General features: G+C 70.7%; 13 protein-coding genes. 6 read left to right on the top strand and 7 right to left on the bottom strand.

All coding sequences use genetic code 11. From position 1 onward, the window contains the following. Window positions 1–709 precede the first annotated feature (709 nt). Window positions 710–1,159 carry a PTS glucose transporter subunit IIA gene (locus tag AB0F38_RS16550; protein WP_361892966.1) on the top strand — a complete coding sequence of 150 codons (450 nt, stop codon included), beginning with the start codon at window positions 710–712 and terminating at the stop codon, window positions 1,157–1,159. An 84-nt stretch (window positions 1,160–1,243) separates the two neighbouring features. After that, complete coding sequence (gene ptsP / locus AB0F38_RS16555) at window positions 1,244–2,914, top strand: phosphoenolpyruvate--protein phosphotransferase (RefSeq protein WP_361892969.1); 1,671 nt, start codon at window positions 1,244–1,246, stop codon at window positions 2,912–2,914. A gap of 84 nt (window positions 2,915–2,998) precedes the next feature. Here the strand turns inward: ptsP and AB0F38_RS16560 are convergent, their stop codons facing one another. Then, on the bottom strand, window positions 2,999–3,913 hold the full coding sequence (locus AB0F38_RS16560) for a hypothetical protein (RefSeq protein ID WP_361892972.1): 915 nt from the start codon (window positions 3,911–3,913) through the stop codon (window positions 2,999–3,001). Between the two features lie 76 nt (window positions 3,914–3,989). Beyond that, the gene (locus AB0F38_RS16565; RefSeq protein WP_361892974.1) at window positions 3,990–5,966 is read right to left on the bottom strand and encodes an acetoacetate--CoA ligase; all 1,977 of its coding nucleotides are present in this window, start codon (window positions 5,964–5,966) and stop codon (window positions 3,990–3,992) included. Window positions 5,967–6,184: 218 nt separating this feature from the next. On the opposite strand from AB0F38_RS16565, the gene AB0F38_RS16570 reads away from it, so the two are divergent. After that, window positions 6,185–8,548 (top strand): glycoside hydrolase family 31 protein, encoded by a 2,364-nt coding sequence (locus AB0F38_RS16570; RefSeq protein WP_361892977.1) that lies wholly within the window; start codon window positions 6,185–6,187, stop codon window positions 8,546–8,548. Here AB0F38_RS16570 and AB0F38_RS16575 read toward each other — a convergent pair. Next, window positions 8,539–9,051, bottom strand: a complete 513-nt coding sequence (locus tag AB0F38_RS16575; protein WP_361892980.1) for an NUDIX domain-containing protein — start codon at window positions 9,049–9,051, stop codon at window positions 8,539–8,541. The genes AB0F38_RS16570 and AB0F38_RS16575 overlap by 10 nt on opposite strands. A gap of 60 nt (window positions 9,052–9,111) precedes the next feature. On the opposite strand from AB0F38_RS16575, the gene AB0F38_RS16580 reads away from it, so the two are divergent. Beyond that, on the top strand, window positions 9,112–9,918 hold the full coding sequence (locus AB0F38_RS16580) for a M15 family metallopeptidase (RefSeq protein WP_361892983.1): 807 nt from the start codon (window positions 9,112–9,114) through the stop codon (window positions 9,916–9,918). A gap of 119 nt (window positions 9,919–10,037) precedes the next feature. After that, window positions 10,038–10,388 (top strand): DUF962 domain-containing protein, encoded by a 351-nt coding sequence (locus AB0F38_RS16585; RefSeq protein ID WP_361892986.1) that lies wholly within the window; start codon window positions 10,038–10,040, stop codon window positions 10,386–10,388. Between the two features lie 137 nt (window positions 10,389–10,525). On the opposite strand, the gene AB0F38_RS16590 is transcribed toward AB0F38_RS16585, so the two are convergent. The 4 genes from AB0F38_RS16590 to AB0F38_RS16605 are packed head-to-tail and all read right to left on the bottom strand — an operon-like array spanning window position 10,526 to window position 14,821. Beyond that, on the bottom strand, window positions 10,526–11,131 hold the full coding sequence (locus tag AB0F38_RS16590; RefSeq protein ID WP_361892989.1) for an ATP/GTP-binding protein: 606 nt from the start codon (window positions 11,129–11,131) through the stop codon (window positions 10,526–10,528). After that, entirely contained in the window at window positions 11,112–11,549 is a 438-nt protein-coding gene (locus tag AB0F38_RS16595; protein WP_361892992.1) for a DUF742 domain-containing protein, read from the bottom strand. The genes AB0F38_RS16590 and AB0F38_RS16595 overlap by 20 nt, the downstream gene beginning before the upstream one ends. A 9-nt stretch (window positions 11,550–11,558) precedes the next feature. Beyond that, a complete protein-coding gene (locus tag AB0F38_RS16600; RefSeq protein ID WP_361892995.1) occupies window positions 11,559–12,002 on the bottom strand; it encodes a roadblock/LC7 domain-containing protein in 444 nt (147 codons plus the stop codon). After that, window positions 11,999–14,821, bottom strand: coding sequence for a nitrate- and nitrite sensing domain-containing protein (locus tag AB0F38_RS16605; RefSeq protein WP_361892997.1), 2,823 nt, complete (start codon window positions 14,819–14,821; stop codon window positions 11,999–12,001). Before AB0F38_RS16605 ends, AB0F38_RS16600 begins: the two co-directional genes overlap by 4 nt. Window positions 14,822–15,364: 543 nt before the next feature. Here AB0F38_RS16605 and AB0F38_RS16610 point away from each other — a divergent pair. Next, a complete protein-coding gene (locus AB0F38_RS16610; RefSeq protein WP_361893000.1) occupies window positions 15,365–15,760 on the top strand; it encodes a hypothetical protein in 396 nt (131 codons plus the stop codon). The last annotated feature ends 57 nt before the right edge of the window (window positions 15,761–15,817 follow it).

Below are 15,817 nucleotides of genomic sequence, written 5' to 3' on the forward strand. Positions count from 1 at the left end.
CGTGAATGTTTTCCCGTAATCGGGAACACACAACACGAGAGCGGAACAACCAGGTCGGAATAAGACCGGTTGTTCACAGCGTCCTCGCTGTGTTTTGCCTACCCGACCCGAAGGACCGGTAGGACTTTTCAAAGGAACCACCAACCTGCCGAAGCAGGCCGGGGTATCAACATATCTGGCGTTGACTTTTGGCACGCTGTTGAGTTCTCAAGGAACGGACGCTTCCTTCGGTCCCGTTTCACCGGGGCCCTCCGGGCGCTTCCCTTCGTTCTTGCGTTTCCGACTCTATCAGACTCTTTCGTGTCCGATTCCCGGTCGAAGCGGGCCCCTGCTAAGCAGGAGAATTTTTGCTGTGCTTTCCAGTTCTTCGCTTTCGCGTTTCCCTTTCCGGCGAGCCCGACTCTATCAGGCCTTTCCCTATTCCTTTGACCACGTCCTGCAGACATGCAGGGGCGCCGATCAGAGTTACAGTCCAGGCTTGGGAGTCGCCGCCGACCCCCGACTCATAGTCGCTTTGGGGCCAGGCAGGAGTACGACAGTACAGGTCACGGTGAGACGAGGCAAATCGTTTCCGGCGCGCCGCTAGGTCCGTCAACCGGTAGCTCTCGGGCGGAACCGTGACTTCGTATGACTTACGCTGCTGATCAGTACGCCGTCCTTTCATCAGCCGCGGCGGCGACATACGAATCTCCACCCCTGGGAGGCTCCCATGACCACAGTGACGTCCCCTGTTGCCGGCCGCGCCATCGGGCTCACCGCAGTTCCCGACCCGGTGTTCTCCGGCGCGATGGTGGGTCCCGGTACCGCCATCGACCCCGTGCGCGAGCCGTCCGAGGCCGTCTCGCCGGTCGACGGCATCATCGTCTCCCTGCACCCGCACGCATTCGTCATCGTGGACGACCAGGGACACGGGGTGCTCACCCACCTCGGGATCGACACCGTGCAGCTCAACGGCGAGGGCTTCGAGCTTCTCGTGAACAAGGGGGACACGGTGACCCGCGGTCAGGGCATCGTCCGCTGGAACCCGGCCGCTGTCGAGGCGGCCGGCAAGTCGGCCGTCTGTCCGGTCGTGGCACTCGAAGCCACCGCCGACTCCCTCTCCGACATGCGCGACGACGGCGACGTGAAGGTCGGCGACGTGCTGTTCGGCTGGCAGTGACACCCTCGGCGCAGTAGTCGAGGCATCAGCCAGTTGGGTATTCACCGCGGTGGCACGGCCGCCGCACAATCGGAGACGGGTCACATGGAGACAACGCTGCGAGGCGTCGGCGTGAGCCACGGAGTGGCGATCGGCGAAGTTCGGCACATGGGCACGGCGGTGCTGGAGCCGCCCGCCAAACAGATTCCCGCGGAGGAGGCAGGACGCGAACAGGGGCGTGCCCGCCAGGCCGTGGAAGCTGTCGCGGCCGACCTGATTGCACGCGGCAACCTGGCAGGGGGCGAGGCCCAGCACGTCCTCGAGGCCCAGGCCATGATGGCGCAGGACCCCGAGCTCATGGCCGATGTGGACCGCCGTATCGCTGTCGGCAGCACCGCGGAGCGCGCGGTGTACGACGCGTTCGCCTCGTACCGGGCGCTGCTGGCCAATGCCGGGGAGTACCTGGCGGGGCGCGTCGCCGACCTCGACGACGTGCGCAACCGGATCGTGGCGCGGCTGCTCGGTGTTCCGATGCCTGGTGTGCCGGACAGCGACGAGCCGTACGTACTGATCGCGCGCGACCTGGCTCCGGCCGACACGGCGCTGCTCGACCCGGCGCTGGTGCTCGGGTTCGTCACCGAGGAAGGCGGGCCGACCAGCCACAGTGCGATTCTGGCCCGCGCGCTCGGCGTGCCTGCTGTCGTCGCCCTTCCGGGGGCAGGTGAGATCGCCGAGGGCACCGTCGTCGCGGTGGACGGCAGCACCGGTGAGATCTTCGTCGAGCCGAGCGAGGAGAAGCGAGCGGAGATGGAGAGCGCCGCAGCGGCCCGCAAGGCGGCGCTGTCGGCCACGACCGGACCCGGTGCCACGTCCGACGGACACAAGGTTCCGCTGCTCGCCAACGTCGGCGGCCCCGCCGACGTACCCGCGGCTCTGGAGGCCGGCGCCGAGGGTGTCGGGCTGTTCCGCACGGAGTTCCTGTTCCTGGACGACAGCAAGCAGGCGCCGTCCGAGGAAAAGCAGGTCGCGGCATACCGAGCGGTGCTCGAGGCGTTCCCCGAGGGCCGTGTGGTAGTCCGGGTGCTCGACGCGGGCGCGGACAAGCCGCTGGACTTCCTGACTCCGGCGGACGAGCCGAATCCCGCCCTCGGTGTCCGTGGGCTGCGCAGCCTGCTGGACCACCCCGATGTGCTGCGGACTCAGCTGACGGCTCTGTCCAAGGCGGTCGAGGGACTGCCCGTCTACCTCGAAGTCATGGCCCCGATGGTGGCCGACCGTGCCGACGCCAGGGCGTTCGCGGACGCCTGCCGCGAGGCCGGGCTGCAGGCCAAGTTCGGTGCGATGGTGGAGATTCCGTCCGCCGCGCTGAGGGCGCGCTCGATCCTGCAGGAGGTGGAGTTCCTGTCGCTGGGTACCAACGACCTCGCGCAGTACACCTTCGCCGCCGACCGTCAGGTGGGTGCCGTGTCCAGGCTGCAGGACCCGTGGCAGCCGGCGCTGCTGGATCTCGTCGCGCTGTCGGCCGAGGCCGCGAGGGCCGAGGGGAAGAGCTGCGGTGTCTGCGGTGAGGCTGCCGCGGACCCGCTGCTCGCGTGTGTGCTGACCGGTCTGGGTGTCACCTCCCTGTCGATGGGTGCCGCGTCGATTCCCTACGTGCGCGCGACGTTGGCGAAGCACACGCTCGCGCAGTGCGAACGTGCGGCCTCCGCCGCGCGTGCGGCGGACTCCGCCGACGAGGCACGGGTGGCCGCGCAGGCGGTGCTGTCGGGCGAGTGACGCCTTCGGGCGCGCGCAGTCGGGCGTGATGAAGGGATGAAGGGGTTCCCGCCGGTTCGGGCCGGCGGGAACCCCTTCGCTCTGTCAGTGGTGGGTCTCCGGCTCCTCCGCACCGATGTCGAAGCCCGCGCGGTACTCGACGCCTGACTCCGGGGAGACGGGTTCGCCCGTGTCCGCGTCGGTGCAGTACGCGCTGAAGACCTCGCCCGCGGTCAGCGGGACGAGCCCGCCCCGCACCAGGCGCCAGCCGTGCACGCGGTCCGGGCCGTCCGGATCCGTGGTGCGCAGGACGACCCCTCCCCGGCTCTCGAGTGCGACGCCCACGGCGAGCACGGTGACGAACTCCGCTCCTTCCGACGAGGACAGTCGGGCGGGGCCTTCGTCGTCCCGTGCGGTGTGGAGGACGGCGACGAGCTGTTCGTTCTCCGTGGGGGTGCTGCAGACCACGTGGTGCGTGCCCGGTCCCGCTGTCTCCAGCAGGCGCGCCAGCAGGTGGGAGGCCCGGTCGAAGGCGGCGCGGCCGATGTCCTGCCCGCATTCGGCGCATTCTCCGAGGTCGGCCAGGAGCATCGTGGCGTACTCCCAGGTCGTGCGCCGGACGGCTCGTGAGACGAGAAGCGGGATGAGGGTGTCGAGGGGCTGGCCGGTGTATGCGACGGTGGCGCCCGCCGACGCGATGTCGGCGACGAACCGGCTGCGGCTGGCCCGCTCGTGCGGGTCGAGTCCGGATTCGGTGCAGAACTCCGCGTAGTCCTCGGGGTCGAAGAGGGCGACCGTGGTGTGCACTCCTTGCGCGGCGAGCGTTCTGAGCAGCCCTTCGACCTGCTGGAGATAGACGGAGTGGTCGTCGAAGACGAAGCTCCGGTAGTGACGCATCGCCGCGAAGTCCTCGGCGTCGACCAGGAGGCCGACGGTGCTGGGTGCTTCGCGGCGCAGTGCGCGTCGCATGGTTGTCCCGGAACGGTGCTGGGTGCGCTTCGTCTGCCGGATGTACGCCATGAGTCCCCCTGTGCCCTGTCGAACAATGCTCACTCAGAGTAATCAGGGGGACTGACAACGGGCCTCTGCGACCGGATCAGTGGCGCTTGCGGGCGAGGTCCTCGTAGAAGGGGAGGAGTTCGAGGTTGTCGACGGAGCCCGGGTTGACCGCCTTGGCCAGGGCGGTCCCCTGGAGGAGGCGCTTGACCGGAACCTCGATGCGCTTTCCGGTGAGGGTGTGGGGAATGCCGGGCACCTCGATGACCTCGTCCGGGACATGACGTGGGGAGAGGTTCTCGCGGATGGTCCGCTTGATGCTGTCGCGGAGGCCGTCGTCGAGCACGGCTCCTTCGGCGAGGTGGACGAAGAGCGGCATCCAGTAGCCGCCGTCCGGCTCCTCGATGCCGATGACGAGGGACTCCCGGATCTCGGGGAGCCGCTCGACCGCTTCGTAGATGTCGGCGGATCCCATGCGCACCCCCTGCCTGTTGAGGGTGGAGTCGGAGCGGCCGTGGATGATGACCGAGCCGTGGCCGGTGAGGGTGATCCAGTCCCCGTGGCGCCAGACGCCGGGGTACGTGTCGAAGTAGCTGTCGTGGTAGCGGCTGCCGTCGGGGTCGTTCCAGAAGCGGATCGGCATGGAGGGCAGGGGGCTGGTGACGACGAGCTCGCCCACCTCGCCGGTCAGGGGTCTGCCCGCGGGGTCCCATGCCTGGAGGTCCGTGCCGAGGCAGGGGGCCTGCAGTTCACCGATGTGGACCGGCAGGGTCGGGACCGCGCCGGCGAAGCAGCTGCAGACGTCCGTGCCACCGCTGACGGAGGCGATCCAGAGGTCCTCGGCGACTTCGTCGTGGAGCCAGCGGAAGCCGTCGGGCGGGAGGGGCGATCCCGTGGTGGCGACGCACTGGACGCGGCTGAGGTCGTGGTCGCGGCCCGGGTGGATACCGGCCTTCCGGCAGGCCATGACGTAGGCCGCCGAGGTGCCGAAGAGGGTCGCCCCGGTCTGTTCGGCGACCCGCCACTGGGCGCTGACGTCCGGGTAGCCGGGGCTGCCGTCGTAGAGCACGACCGTGCTGCCGGTGAGCAGGCCGGAGACGAGGAAGTTCCACATCATCCAGCCGGTGGAGGTGTACCAGAAGAAGCGGTCCTCGGGGCCGAGGTCGCAGTGCAGACCGATCTGCTTGAAGTGTTCCAGGAGGATGCCGCCCTGGGACTGGACGATCGCCTTCGGGAGTCCGGTGGTGCCGGAGGAGTAGAGGACCCAGAGCGGGTGGTCGAAGGGCACCTGCTCGAACACGGGCTCGGTGTCCGCGGCGGTGAGTGCGGACCACGCGAGGGTGCCCTCGGGCGCGTCCGTACCGAGGAGCGGGATGTGGACGACCGCGCGCAGGGTGGGGAGTTCGCGGCGGAGCTCGGCCACCGTGTCGGTGCGGTCGTGCTCCTTGCCGCCGTAGCGGTATCCGTCGACGGTGAACAGGACGACGGGTTCGACCTGCTGGAAGCGGTCGAGGACGCTGCGGGCGCCGAAGTCCGGGGCGCAGGAGGTCCAGACTCCCCCGACCGCCGCGGTGGCGAGGAAGGCGACGACCGCCTGCGGGATGTTGGGGAGGTAGCCGCTGACCCGGTCGCCGGGGGCGACGCCGAGCGCGCGCAGTTCGGCGGCCAGCGAGCCGACCTGGCGGCGGAGTTCGGACCAGCCGATGGGGATCTGGGTGTGGGTCTCGTCGACGTGCAGCAGGGCCGGGGCCTCGGCGCGCAGGGGGTCCTCCGCGGTGCGCAGGGCGTGTTCGGCGTAGTTGAGGGTGGCACCGGGGAACCACTGGGCGCCGGGCATGGTGCGGTCACCGATGACGGTCTCGTACGGGGTGGAGAAGCGTACGTCGAACCAGTCGGCGACGGCCTGCCAGAAGGTGTCCAGCTCGTCGACGGACCAGCGGTGCAGTGCCGGATATCCGCCGTCGGCGGGTGCTCCGTACCGTTCGGCCGCCCAGCGCTGGAAGCGGGTGACGGCTGCGGCCTCGATGCGTTCGGGGGCGGGCTGCCAGAGGGGGGCTTCGCCGGCTGCTGAGGTCATGGAGGCTCCCTGGCCTTTCGGGTACGCGGGGTATGCGTGCGTCGCGCGCACGTGCTGGGGTGTGCGCGTGAGCGGCATTCACGGACGATGCCATGTGATCGTCCTTCGCACCAGGGCCGGCCGGCCATGGTTGGGTGTCCGGCTGTGTGGTCCGGCCACAGGTGAACGGAAGCTGAACGGAGCCCTCTGGCCGCCGGACGGGTGGCAGGGTGGCCTGCATGGATGGTCGTGACCTGGTGCGTTCGGTGAAGATGATCGGTTCGGTGCAGGGGATGCGCACGGTGCGCTCGGCGTGGCGGCGACGGCGTACGGACGCGCGGGCGCTGGCGCCGCGCGGTGCGGAGCGGGCGCGGGTGCCCGGGCTGCTGGTGAGTGCCGAGCCCGGGCCGGGCGGGGGTGTCGTGAAGTTCGCCCGTTCGGAGTTGCGCATCCGTGTGTCCGTCGGTGGTGCGGTGTTCTGGTCCTGGGACGGTGCGGAGCCGCTGCCCTCGTACGCGGTGCCGGGGGCCGCGCCGGAGCCGGATCCGCGGGCGGGGCTGGAGCCCGGCAAGAACGGCGGCTGGCAGGTGGTGTCGGAGCGGCTGACGGTGGTGGTGTCGCGGCACGGGGCGGTGGAGCTGCGTACGCCGGGCGGGGTGTTGCTGCGTCGGGAGCTGCCGCCGCGCTGGTGGGAGCGGGTGGACGGGGGTGCCGCGCGGTGGGTGCAGCGGTCCGAGGTGCCGGCCGACGCGCGTTTCTTCGGACTGGGCGGGCGGGCCGGCGGACCGCGGCTGCGCGGGGGCACGTACCGGCTGTGGAACACGGATCCGGGCGGTCGTTTCGGTCCCGGGGACGATCCGCTGTACCTGACGATGCCGGTGCAGCTGGTGGTGTCGGACGCGGGGACCCATCTGGCGTTCCACGACAACACGTGGTCGGGCCGGGTGACGCTCCGGGAGGGCGAGGAGGGTGCGGGGTCCGGCCATGACCGGCCGGGTACCTGCGAGGTGCGGATGGAGGGCGGTCCGCTCCGCTGCTGGGTGGTCGCGGGTACACCGGCGAGGGTGCTGCAGGGCTGGACGGCGCTGAGCGGTGCGCCCGCGCTGCCGCCGTCGTGGGCGCTGGGTCCGCAGCACGCCCGGTGGGGCTTCGGCAGTGAGGAGGAGGTGCGGCGGGTCGTGGCGGGGTACCGGGAGCGGGGGCTGCCGCTGTCGGCGCTGCACCTGGACATCGACCACTACGACGCGCATCAGGTGTTCACCGTGGACCGTGAGCGGTTTCCCGATCTGCCCGGGCTGGCGAAGGAGTTGCGCGAGGACGGGGTGCGGCTGGTGTCGATCGTCGATCCGGCGGTGAAGGCGTCGGTGGGCAACGCGGTGTTCGACAGTGGCTGCGAGGTCGGCGCCGCCGGGGCGTTCGTACGGGATCCGTGGGGCCGTCAGGTGGTCGGTGAGGTGTGGCCGGGTGAGTGCGTCTATCCGGACTTCACCGATCCGCAGGTGCGGCAGTGGTGGGGGACGCTGTACGAGGAGCGGCTGGACCAGGGGTTCTCCGGGGTGTGGCACGACATGAACGAGCCCGTGGCGTTCTCGGCGTTCGGGGACCCCTCGCTGCCGCGTTCGGCCCGGCACGCGCTGGAGGGCCGTGGCGGTGATCATCGTGAGGCCCACAACGTGTACGGGCTCGCGATGGCGCGGGCGGGGTACGAGGGGCTGCGCGGGCTTCGGCCCGAGGAGCGGCCGTTCCTGTTCTCCCGTTCCGGCTGGGCGGGGATGCAGCGGTACGGGGGCACCTGGTCCGGTGACGTGGCCACGGGGTGGCCCGGGCTGCGGGCTTCGCTCGCGCTGGTGCTGGGTCTCGGGCTCTGCGGGGTTCCGTACTCGGGTCCGGATGTGGGCGGCTTCGACGGGTACCCGTCGCCCGAGCTCTATCTGCGCTGGTTCCAGCTGGGGGCGTATCTGCCGTTGTTCCGTACCCACGCGGCCCTCGACGCGGGGCGGCGGGAGCCGTGGGAGTTCGGGCCCGAGGTGCTCGCGCACGCGAGGGAGGCGATGGAGGAGCGGGAGCGGCTGCGTCCGTACTTCGTGACGCTGGCGCAGCTGGCCCGGCTGACGGGTGCGCCGTATGTCCGGCCGATGTGGTGGGGCGCGTCCGCGGACCGGGCGCTGCGGGAGTGCGAGGACGCGTTCCTGCTGGGCGACTCGCTGCTCGTGGCTCCGGTGATGGAGCACGGGGCGGACCGCAGGGCGGTACGGCTGCCGCGGGGCCGGTGGTACGACACGGCGACCGGGAAGGCGTACGAGGGGCCGGGGCAGGCGCTGGTCGATGCGCCGCTGTCCCGGATTCCGGTGCTGGCGCGGGCGGGTGCGGTGATTCCGGTGCGGGGCGCGGACGGGAATCTCGAACTGGAGGTATGGGCTCCGGCGGAGGGCCGCAGCGGGGGCGGGCTCGTCGTACGGGACGCGGGCGACGGGTGGGCGCCGGCGGAGGTCGAGCGGTACACGTCGCGGGTCGCGGACGGGCGTGTGGTGGTGGAGCGGGACGGTGAGGAGGACCGGGTGACGTATCCGGTACGGGTGCGGGGGCTGCCGGGTCAGCGGTAGCGGCCGGCGAACCAGGAGCGTACGGCCTGTGTGTGCAGGGGGAAGGCCAGCTCGCCGGGGGTGCGCAGTACGTCGTACCCCGAGGTCTCGTCCGTGGGTGCGGAGGGCGGGAGGTCTCCGGCGGGGCGGGGCGGGAGCAGGCCGAAGAGGAGGAGGTGGCCGTCCGGGGAGCTCAGGGCGTCGGCCAGGCGTACGTCGGTCTCCTCGGCCCTGATGCCGGTTTCCTCGCGCAGTTCCCGGACGACCGCGTGGCGCCAGTCCTCGGTGTGGTCGACGTAACCGCCGGGGAGTGCGATGCCGCCCGTCCTCGGGGGGATGGTGCGGGTGATGACGACGAGTCCGGTGCCGGCCCGGCCGGTGACGGGCAGCAGGGCGACGGCGACCGGCAGCGGGTTGCGGTAGGCGGTGTGCCCACAGGAGGCGCAGGTGCGTGGCCAGGCGGTGGGTGCGGACGGGCCGGCGGAGTACGGGGCTCCGCAGTTGCCGCAATGGGAGTCCTTCACGGGCGGACTGTATCCGATCGGTCTTCTCCTGTGGCCCCGGAGCTGATAGACGATGTGCCCATGACAGGAATTGCTCTCGCGCTCCGCGCCCTGGCCGCCGCTGCCGCCGCTCTGCTCGCCGTGACCGCCGCCTCCCCGGCGGCGCGGGCCGAGCCCGAACCCAAGGCTCCCCCGCAGTTCGTCGACCTGCGTGCGGTCGATCCGACGATCATCACGGAGATGCGGTACACCACCGCGCACACCTTCATGGGGGAGGCGGTGGACGGATACCGGCAGCCCGTCTGCATACTGACGCGTCCCGCGGCCCTCGCGCTGCGTACGGCGCAGCGGGGTCTCCTGCGCCGGGGATACTCGCTCAAGGTCTACGACTGCTACCGGCCGCAGCGGGCGGTGGACCACTTCGTGCGGTGGGCGAAGGATCTCGACGACCAGGCCATGAAGGACGAGTTCTATCCGCTCGTCGACAAGACGCGTCTGTTCGAGGACGGTTACATCGCGGAGAAGTCCGGTCACAGCCGGGGCAGCACGGTCGACCTGACGCTGGTGAAGCTGCCGGCCCTGCCCACCAGGCCGTACGTACCGGGTGAGGAGCTGGTGCCCTGCTACGCCCCCAAGGACCAGCGCTTCCCGGACAATTCGGTGGACATGGGGACGGGTTACGACTGTTTCGACACCCTGTCGCACACGGACGACCCGCGGGTGCAGGGGGTGCAGCGGGCCAACCGGCAGTTCCTCAAGGAGACGCTCACCGGCCTCGGTTTCGTGAATCTGCCCGAGGAGTGGTGGCACTTCACCTACAAGCCCGAACTCTTCCCGGACACCTACTTCGACTTCCCGGTGGCCCGGCGTTCGGTCGCCGGACACTGACCGTCGCCGCGCGGTGAACGGGCGACCGGGACCACCCCCGTGGGCTCCGGCCGCCCGTTCTTATTATCGGACGCGGAACTGCCGTGTCCGGTTGCCGATCCAGCCATTACGGTGCCTCTATGTCTCAGCAGACGTTCGATTCGTACGAAGAGTTCTGGCCCTACTACGTCGCCATGCACTCCAGGGCGGCGACCAGATGGGTCCATCTGACCGGAACGCTGACGGGCCTCGCGGTCACCGCGTACGGGCTGGCGCGCGGCCGGAAGCGGTACGCCGCGGCGCTGCCGCTGATCGGGTACGGGACCGCGTGGCCGGCGCACTTCCTCATCGAGAAGAACAACCCGGCGACGTTCGGGCACCCCGCGTGGTCGCTGCGCGGCGATGTGCGGATGATCCGGATGATGCTCGCCGGACGGGACAGGGAGCTGGCCCGGACCGCGGCCGAGTGGCTCGCCCGGAACCCCCGGTGACCCTGGGCCGCACGCAGGCTTGACCTCCGTCACGACGGGTGAGGACTCCTCCCGCGGCCGTTGCCCGTCCGCACCGAAACGTGGCCCGTACCCCGGTCGGCGGGGGTACGGGCCACGTTCGGTGCTGTCTCCCGCCCTCAGGTCCTGGCGGGCTCCCGGCTCCGGTCGGCACGCGCCAGGGCGTGCTCGACGACCGCGACCAGCACATCCCGTACGGACGAGCGGTCGCGCGCGTCGCAGAGCAGTACCGGCACCTCGGGGCCGAGGTCGAGCGCCGCCTGCACGGTCTCGGTGGGGAACTGTTCGGCTCCCTCGAAGAGGTTGACGGCGACGGTGAACGGGATCCCGCGGCGCTCGAAGTAGTCGACCGCCGCGAAGCAGTCCTCCAGCCTCCGGGTGTCCGCGAGGACGACCGCTCCCAGGGCACCCTGGGCCAGCTCGTCCCAGAGGAACCAGAAACGGTCCTGCCCGGGTGTCCCGAACAGGTAGAGCACCAGATCCTCGCGCAGGGTGATCCGCCCGAAATCCATCGCCACCGTGGTGGTGTTCTTGCCCTCGACCCCGGCGAGGTCGTCCACGGGACGGCCCGCCTCGCTCAGTCTCTCCTCGGTGCGCAGCGGTCTGATCTCGCTGACCGCCCCCACCAGGGTCGTCTTGCCCACGCCGAAGCCGCCCGCCACCAGGATTTTGAGGGTAACGGGCTCAACGGGCCGCTTCCTGCGGCTAGAGCGCCCGAAGGCCATTGATCACCTCGCGAAGAATGTTCACGTCCGGCAGCTCGGCCGGCGGAACGGGACGGGTGACGTGCACCAGTTCGTCCTCGACGAGGTCACCGACCAGCACGCGGACCACCCCGACGGGGAGGTCCAGTCCTGAGGCGAGCTCGGCGATGGACTGGGGCATGTCGCTGCACAGTTCGACGATCTCCACGTGCTCCGGGGAGAGAGTCTGGTCCCGGCCGGGATCGTCGGCCGCGGGTTCGGGGACGACGATCGCGATCAGGTCGAGTCGGTGGCGGGACGCACTGCTCGTGCGTCCCCGGGTCATCGCGTAGGGACGGACCACGGGGCCCGCTTCGGCGTCGTACCAGCGCGAGGAACCCGCATCGGCGGGAGCGGGCGGTGATCCGGGGGTGGTGTCCCGGACGGAGTCGGCGCTCATGCCATCCCCTCACCCTCCGGCGGGCGTACCGGTCGTCCGGGGGGCGTTGGCCAGGTGGACGCCCACCCGCTTGACCATGAGGGTCATCTCGTACGCCACCTGCCCGACGTCCGAGTCGGAGTCGGCCAGGACGGCGAGACAGCTGCCGTCTCCGGCCGCCGTGACGAAGAGGAAGGCCTCGTCGAGCTCGACGACGGTCTGCCGTACCCGGCCCGCGTCGAAGTGACGGCCCACGCCCTTGGCGAGGCTGTGGAAGCCGGAGGCCACGGCCGCCAGGTGCTCGCTGTCCTCACGGGTCAGGTCCTGGGACGTGCCGGTGGCTAGGCCGTCGCTGGAGAGCACCAAGGCCTTGTGGATGCTCGCGACGCGCTCGACCAGTTCGTCGAGAAGCCAGTCGAGTTCGCCGGAGCCCTGGCGTGAGGCGTTACGTGCTGCGGCGTTCGGTGCGGTCATCGACCGTCCCCTCCCGGAGTGGTTCCTGGTGCTGTCTCGCCGGGGCCGGTCACGTCCTCGGCGTTCTGCCGACGGCCGCGCTGCCAGCCGCGTTGAAGCGAAGCCATGCGATTGCGTACGTCGTCCGCATCCCGTTCGAGGTCATCGGCGGTGTCTGCGGAAACGTGGCCGGGAGTCCGCCCTGCGGAGTCCTCCCGGAGCTGTGGGGCGAGGCTGGCCTGCCGGACCCTGCGCGGCAGTCCGCCCACGGTGTCCGGCGCGGACGGCCGGGCGGTGGACGAGCGGCGCGAGGGGAAGGGCGCCGGGGCCCCGGCGGCCCGGGACGCGGGGAAGGCGTCAGCGCGCGGGGCCGCCGGAACGGGGCCGGAGTCCTCACCGGGGCCGGATGCGGGGCCTGCGGGGAAGTCCTCGGGGGGCGCGGGATGGGAGCCGCCCGCCTCGCCGACCCGGCGGCCCCGGTCGGTGACCAGTGTCGGCGGCTTGCGCCGGGGAAGCGGGACCGGACCTGCGGGGCGCATCGGGCGGACGTCCGCAGTGCGTCCTTCGGACGGGTCGTGGGCCTGCTGGTGCTGTTCGTGGCCGGCGTCCCGGCGCAGGGCACGGGCCCGGAAGATGCCGCCGCGCTCGCTCTCGGTGTCCTCCAGGTCGGACACCCCGTCGAGGACCGGGCCGAGCGCCGGATCGAGGTCCCGGTCGAGCGCCGGGTCCTCGGTGAATCCGAGGGGTCCTACGGGGCCTTCGAGTTCGACCGGTCCGTTCAGGACGGAGGGGTCGGTGAGGCCGGTCGGCACCGGGGAGAGCGCGGATGACCTGCCCGCGGTGTCCGCGAGGCCGTCTCTGCGGGCCTTGTCGCCGCCGGGCCGGCCGCCGCCGATCGCCTTCTCGGCCCGGCGGTCGAGGCGGAAACCGGTGCCGTGCGTGTCGGGGGCGTCGGTGAGCAACTGCGCCGGGATGAAGACGACGGCGGTCGTCCCTCCGTACGGCGATGTCTGCAGCGACACCCGGACGTTCTGCCGCTGGGCGAGCCGGCTGACCACGAAGAGGCCGAGCCGGTCGGTGTCGGACAGCTCGAAGTCGGGCGTCTCGGCGAGCCGCAGGTTGGCGTCCAGGAGGATCTCCGGTGCCATGCCGAGCCCGCGGTCGTGGATTTCGAGCGTGAAACCGTTGGCCACGCGTTCGCCGTGCACCTGGACGGCCGTGTGCGGGGGCGAGAACACCGTGGCGTTCTCCAGCAGTTCGGCGATCAGATGGGTGAGGTCGGCCACGGCGGGGCCGCCCACACCGATCCGGGGCAGCCGGCGGACCTCGATGCGTTCGTAGTCCTCCACCTCGGCGACCGCCGCCCGTACCACGTCCATCAGCTGGATGGGCTTGCGCCACTGCCGGGACGGAGCCGCCCCGGAGAGGATCACGAGGCCCTCCGCGTGGCGGCGCATGCGCGTGGTGAGGTGGTCCAGCCGGAAGAGGTCGGCGAGTTCGTCGCTGTTCTCGGTGCGGCGCTCCATGGTGTCCAGGAGCGTGAGCTGACGGTGTAGGAGCACCTGGTTGCGGCGGGCGAGGTTGACGAAGACATCGGAGACGCCGCGGCGCATGTCCGCCTGCTTGACCGCGGCCTCCACGGCTGCCCGCTGGAGGGTGTTGAGCGCCTGGCCGACCTGGCCGATCTCGTCCCGTTCGTACTGGAGGTGCGGGGCCTCCGTCTCGACGTCGACCTGTTCCCCGGCTGCCAGCCGCCGCATCACGCTGGGCAGCCTCACACCCGACACCTCGTGGGCGTCCTTGCGCAGCCGGGAGAGGTCCCTCACGAGCTCGCGCCCCACCCGGACGGAGACGAAGACCGACACGAGCAGGGCGACGAAACCGAGGACGCCGGCGACTCCGGCCTGGATCAGGACCCGGTATCCGGCGGGCTCGGCACGGTCCTGGAAGCGGTTGGACATCTCGGTGCTGTCGTTGGCCAGACGCTCCAGGACCGGTGGGGCCACTTCCTGCCAGCGTGCCGCGTCGACGGCACCCGGCTTCCTGAACGGCCCGGCGGCGATGAGCTTCTGCTCGGTCGTGCGCAGCGCCTCGGTGTCGGGGCTGTTCCAGTACTGCTCCATCCGCGTGCGCTCGGATGCCGGCAGGAGCTCCAGGTTGACCTCGTACAGGAGCTTGCGGCGGGCGACGAGGTCGGAGGCGACGCGCAGTTCGGGGGCGCCGAGCCGGCCCGCGATGAGCCCGGAGGCGATCAGCGCGTCCTCGCGGGAGAGCATTTCGCGGGCGCGGGAAATGCCGACCAGTGCCCGTACCTGTTTGTCCATCGACACGTTCTCCATCGTGTGGAGACCGTTCAGGAAGCGGTAGCAGGGGTCGACGAGCCCGTTGTAGAAGTCGAGCGCACGGGTCCGGTCGATGGTGCGCTTCTCCACGGAGTCGCGCAGGGCGTCCAGCCCGTCGATCTCGCCGAGGATGGAGTCGAGCTGCGTCTGCGAGTCCGCGCGCAGCGCCTCGCGGACGTCCTCGCGCAGCGCGCTCCGCCGGACGTCGGCCACGACCCCGTCGGTGACCGCGCGCTGACGGCGCAGGATGGGCAGGGCGTCGGAGGCCCGGGGGTCGGCGAGGAAGACGAGTGTCTGACGGCGTTCGGCCTGTACGGCGCGGACGGTGTCCTCGAGCGGGTGGCCGACCGTGTCCATGATGGCGCTCGCGTCCAGCAGCTGACTGGCTTCACGGCCGGTGACGTAGGTGGCGAAGACCCACAGTCCGGTGAGAGAGACGAGCGGCACCAGGAGCAACGCCACGATCTTCCTGCGGATGGACTTCCCGCGAAAGCGCATGGCCTCCCCCAGCTCGACCCCGCACCACGGGGGTGGTTGTGTCGGTGTTGGTCCGGTGTTCCGGCGTTGGCCCACCGAAGGTCCGTCGGTGTTCCGTCAACAAACGGCGCGAGCCTACTACTGACTTACGGACAACTCGAAGGCGCGTCCGGACGATTTTCGGCCGCCCTTCCCCGAGTTGATCACGGGTTGTCCTGGTATTCCCTGAGAAGAAATTCACGAAAGCGACAGAGCGGGCCCGGCAGCGTGCCGCATCCCCACCCGGAGCAGTTGGCTGGAATTCTCCGTTACGTGACCTTCCAGGGCTGGTTGAGGACGTTCGGCGGGAATCTTCGGGCGTCTGCATTCGTCCAGATGTAGGGGGCAGAAATCATGACGGGGGCGCGCGGCAGAGTGACTGACTCCGCCCGCGTAGAACGGGAGCAAACCGGGCAGCCACCCGTGAGGCGGACAGTGGTGGGGAGTTGAAGGTTCTTGGAAACGGATGAACGTCGGGGCACGGCGTCGGCGGCGGCAGCCGCGACGACGGCGCCGACGGGTGGAGTGAAGATCCCTCGGCAGCTGTGGGTGGAGGAGCCCGCGGTGCGGCGAAGAATGCCGGATCCGGTGCGGGCGGCAGCCGTACGCGCCGTCATGATCATGTCACTGACGGTCATTCAGGCCGTGGTGGCTTTTCTGTGCACGCTCGCGGGATCGTGGCTCGCCTTCCCGATGGTGCTCAGCGGTGTGGCCAGCACGGTGGTCGCCACGTGGTCCGTGCTGGATGTGTGGGTAACCCGGCAGGTGTGGAACCAGCGGAACGGCGTGGTCTCGGTGCCGAGCAGTACGGCGCGCCGGATACGACGCGAGCGGCGCTCGGCGCGCCGGGCGGCCAGGGCGCAGGCGCGCGAGGCCACCCGGATACGGCGCCGGGACGCAGGCCGGCTCTCCCGGGCCTGATCACCTGCGCCCCGGGGTCTTCGCGCGAACCGGACTCGCCCGGCCGTCGGCCGGGCG

The sequence above is a fragment of the Streptomyces sp. NPDC025273 genome, from assembly GCF_040638585.1.
Taxonomy (GTDB): domain Bacteria; phylum Actinomycetota; class Actinomycetes; order Streptomycetales; family Streptomycetaceae; genus Streptomyces; species Streptomyces cinereorectus.

Bases quoted from the DNA above. Each gene is read 5' to 3' on its own strand.
- AB0F38_RS16570 (WP_361892977.1), top strand. From the start codon at position 6,185: ATGGATGGTCGTGACCTGGTGCGTTCGGTGAAGATGATCGGTTCGGTG.
- AB0F38_RS16585 (WP_361892986.1), top strand. From the start codon at position 10,038: ATGTCTCAGCAGACGTTCGATTCGTACGAAGAGTTCTGGCCCTACTAC.
- AB0F38_RS16560 (WP_361892972.1), bottom strand. From the start codon at position 3,913: ATGGCGTACATCCGGCAGACGAAGCGCACCCAGCACCGTTCCGGGACA.
- AB0F38_RS16595 (WP_361892992.1), bottom strand. From the start codon at position 11,549: ATGAGCGCCGACTCCGTCCGGGACACCACCCCCGGATCACCGCCCGCT.
- AB0F38_RS16565 (WP_361892974.1), bottom strand. From the start codon at position 5,966: ATGACCTCAGCAGCCGGCGAAGCCCCCCTCTGGCAGCCCGCCCCCGAA.
- AB0F38_RS16580 (WP_361892983.1), top strand. From the start codon at position 9,112: ATGACAGGAATTGCTCTCGCGCTCCGCGCCCTGGCCGCCGCTGCCGCC.
- AB0F38_RS16600 (WP_361892995.1), bottom strand. From the start codon at position 12,002: ATGACCGCACCGAACGCCGCAGCACGTAACGCCTCACGCCAGGGCTCC.
- AB0F38_RS16605 (WP_361892997.1), bottom strand. From the start codon at position 14,821: ATGCGCTTTCGCGGGAAGTCCATCCGCAGGAAGATCGTGGCGTTGCTC.
- AB0F38_RS16590 (WP_361892989.1), bottom strand. From the start codon at position 11,131: ATGGCCTTCGGGCGCTCTAGCCGCAGGAAGCGGCCCGTTGAGCCCGTT.
- AB0F38_RS16550 (WP_361892966.1), top strand. From the start codon at position 710: ATGACCACAGTGACGTCCCCTGTTGCCGGCCGCGCCATCGGGCTCACC.
- ptsP (WP_361892969.1), top strand. From the start codon at position 1,244: ATGGAGACAACGCTGCGAGGCGTCGGCGTGAGCCACGGAGTGGCGATC.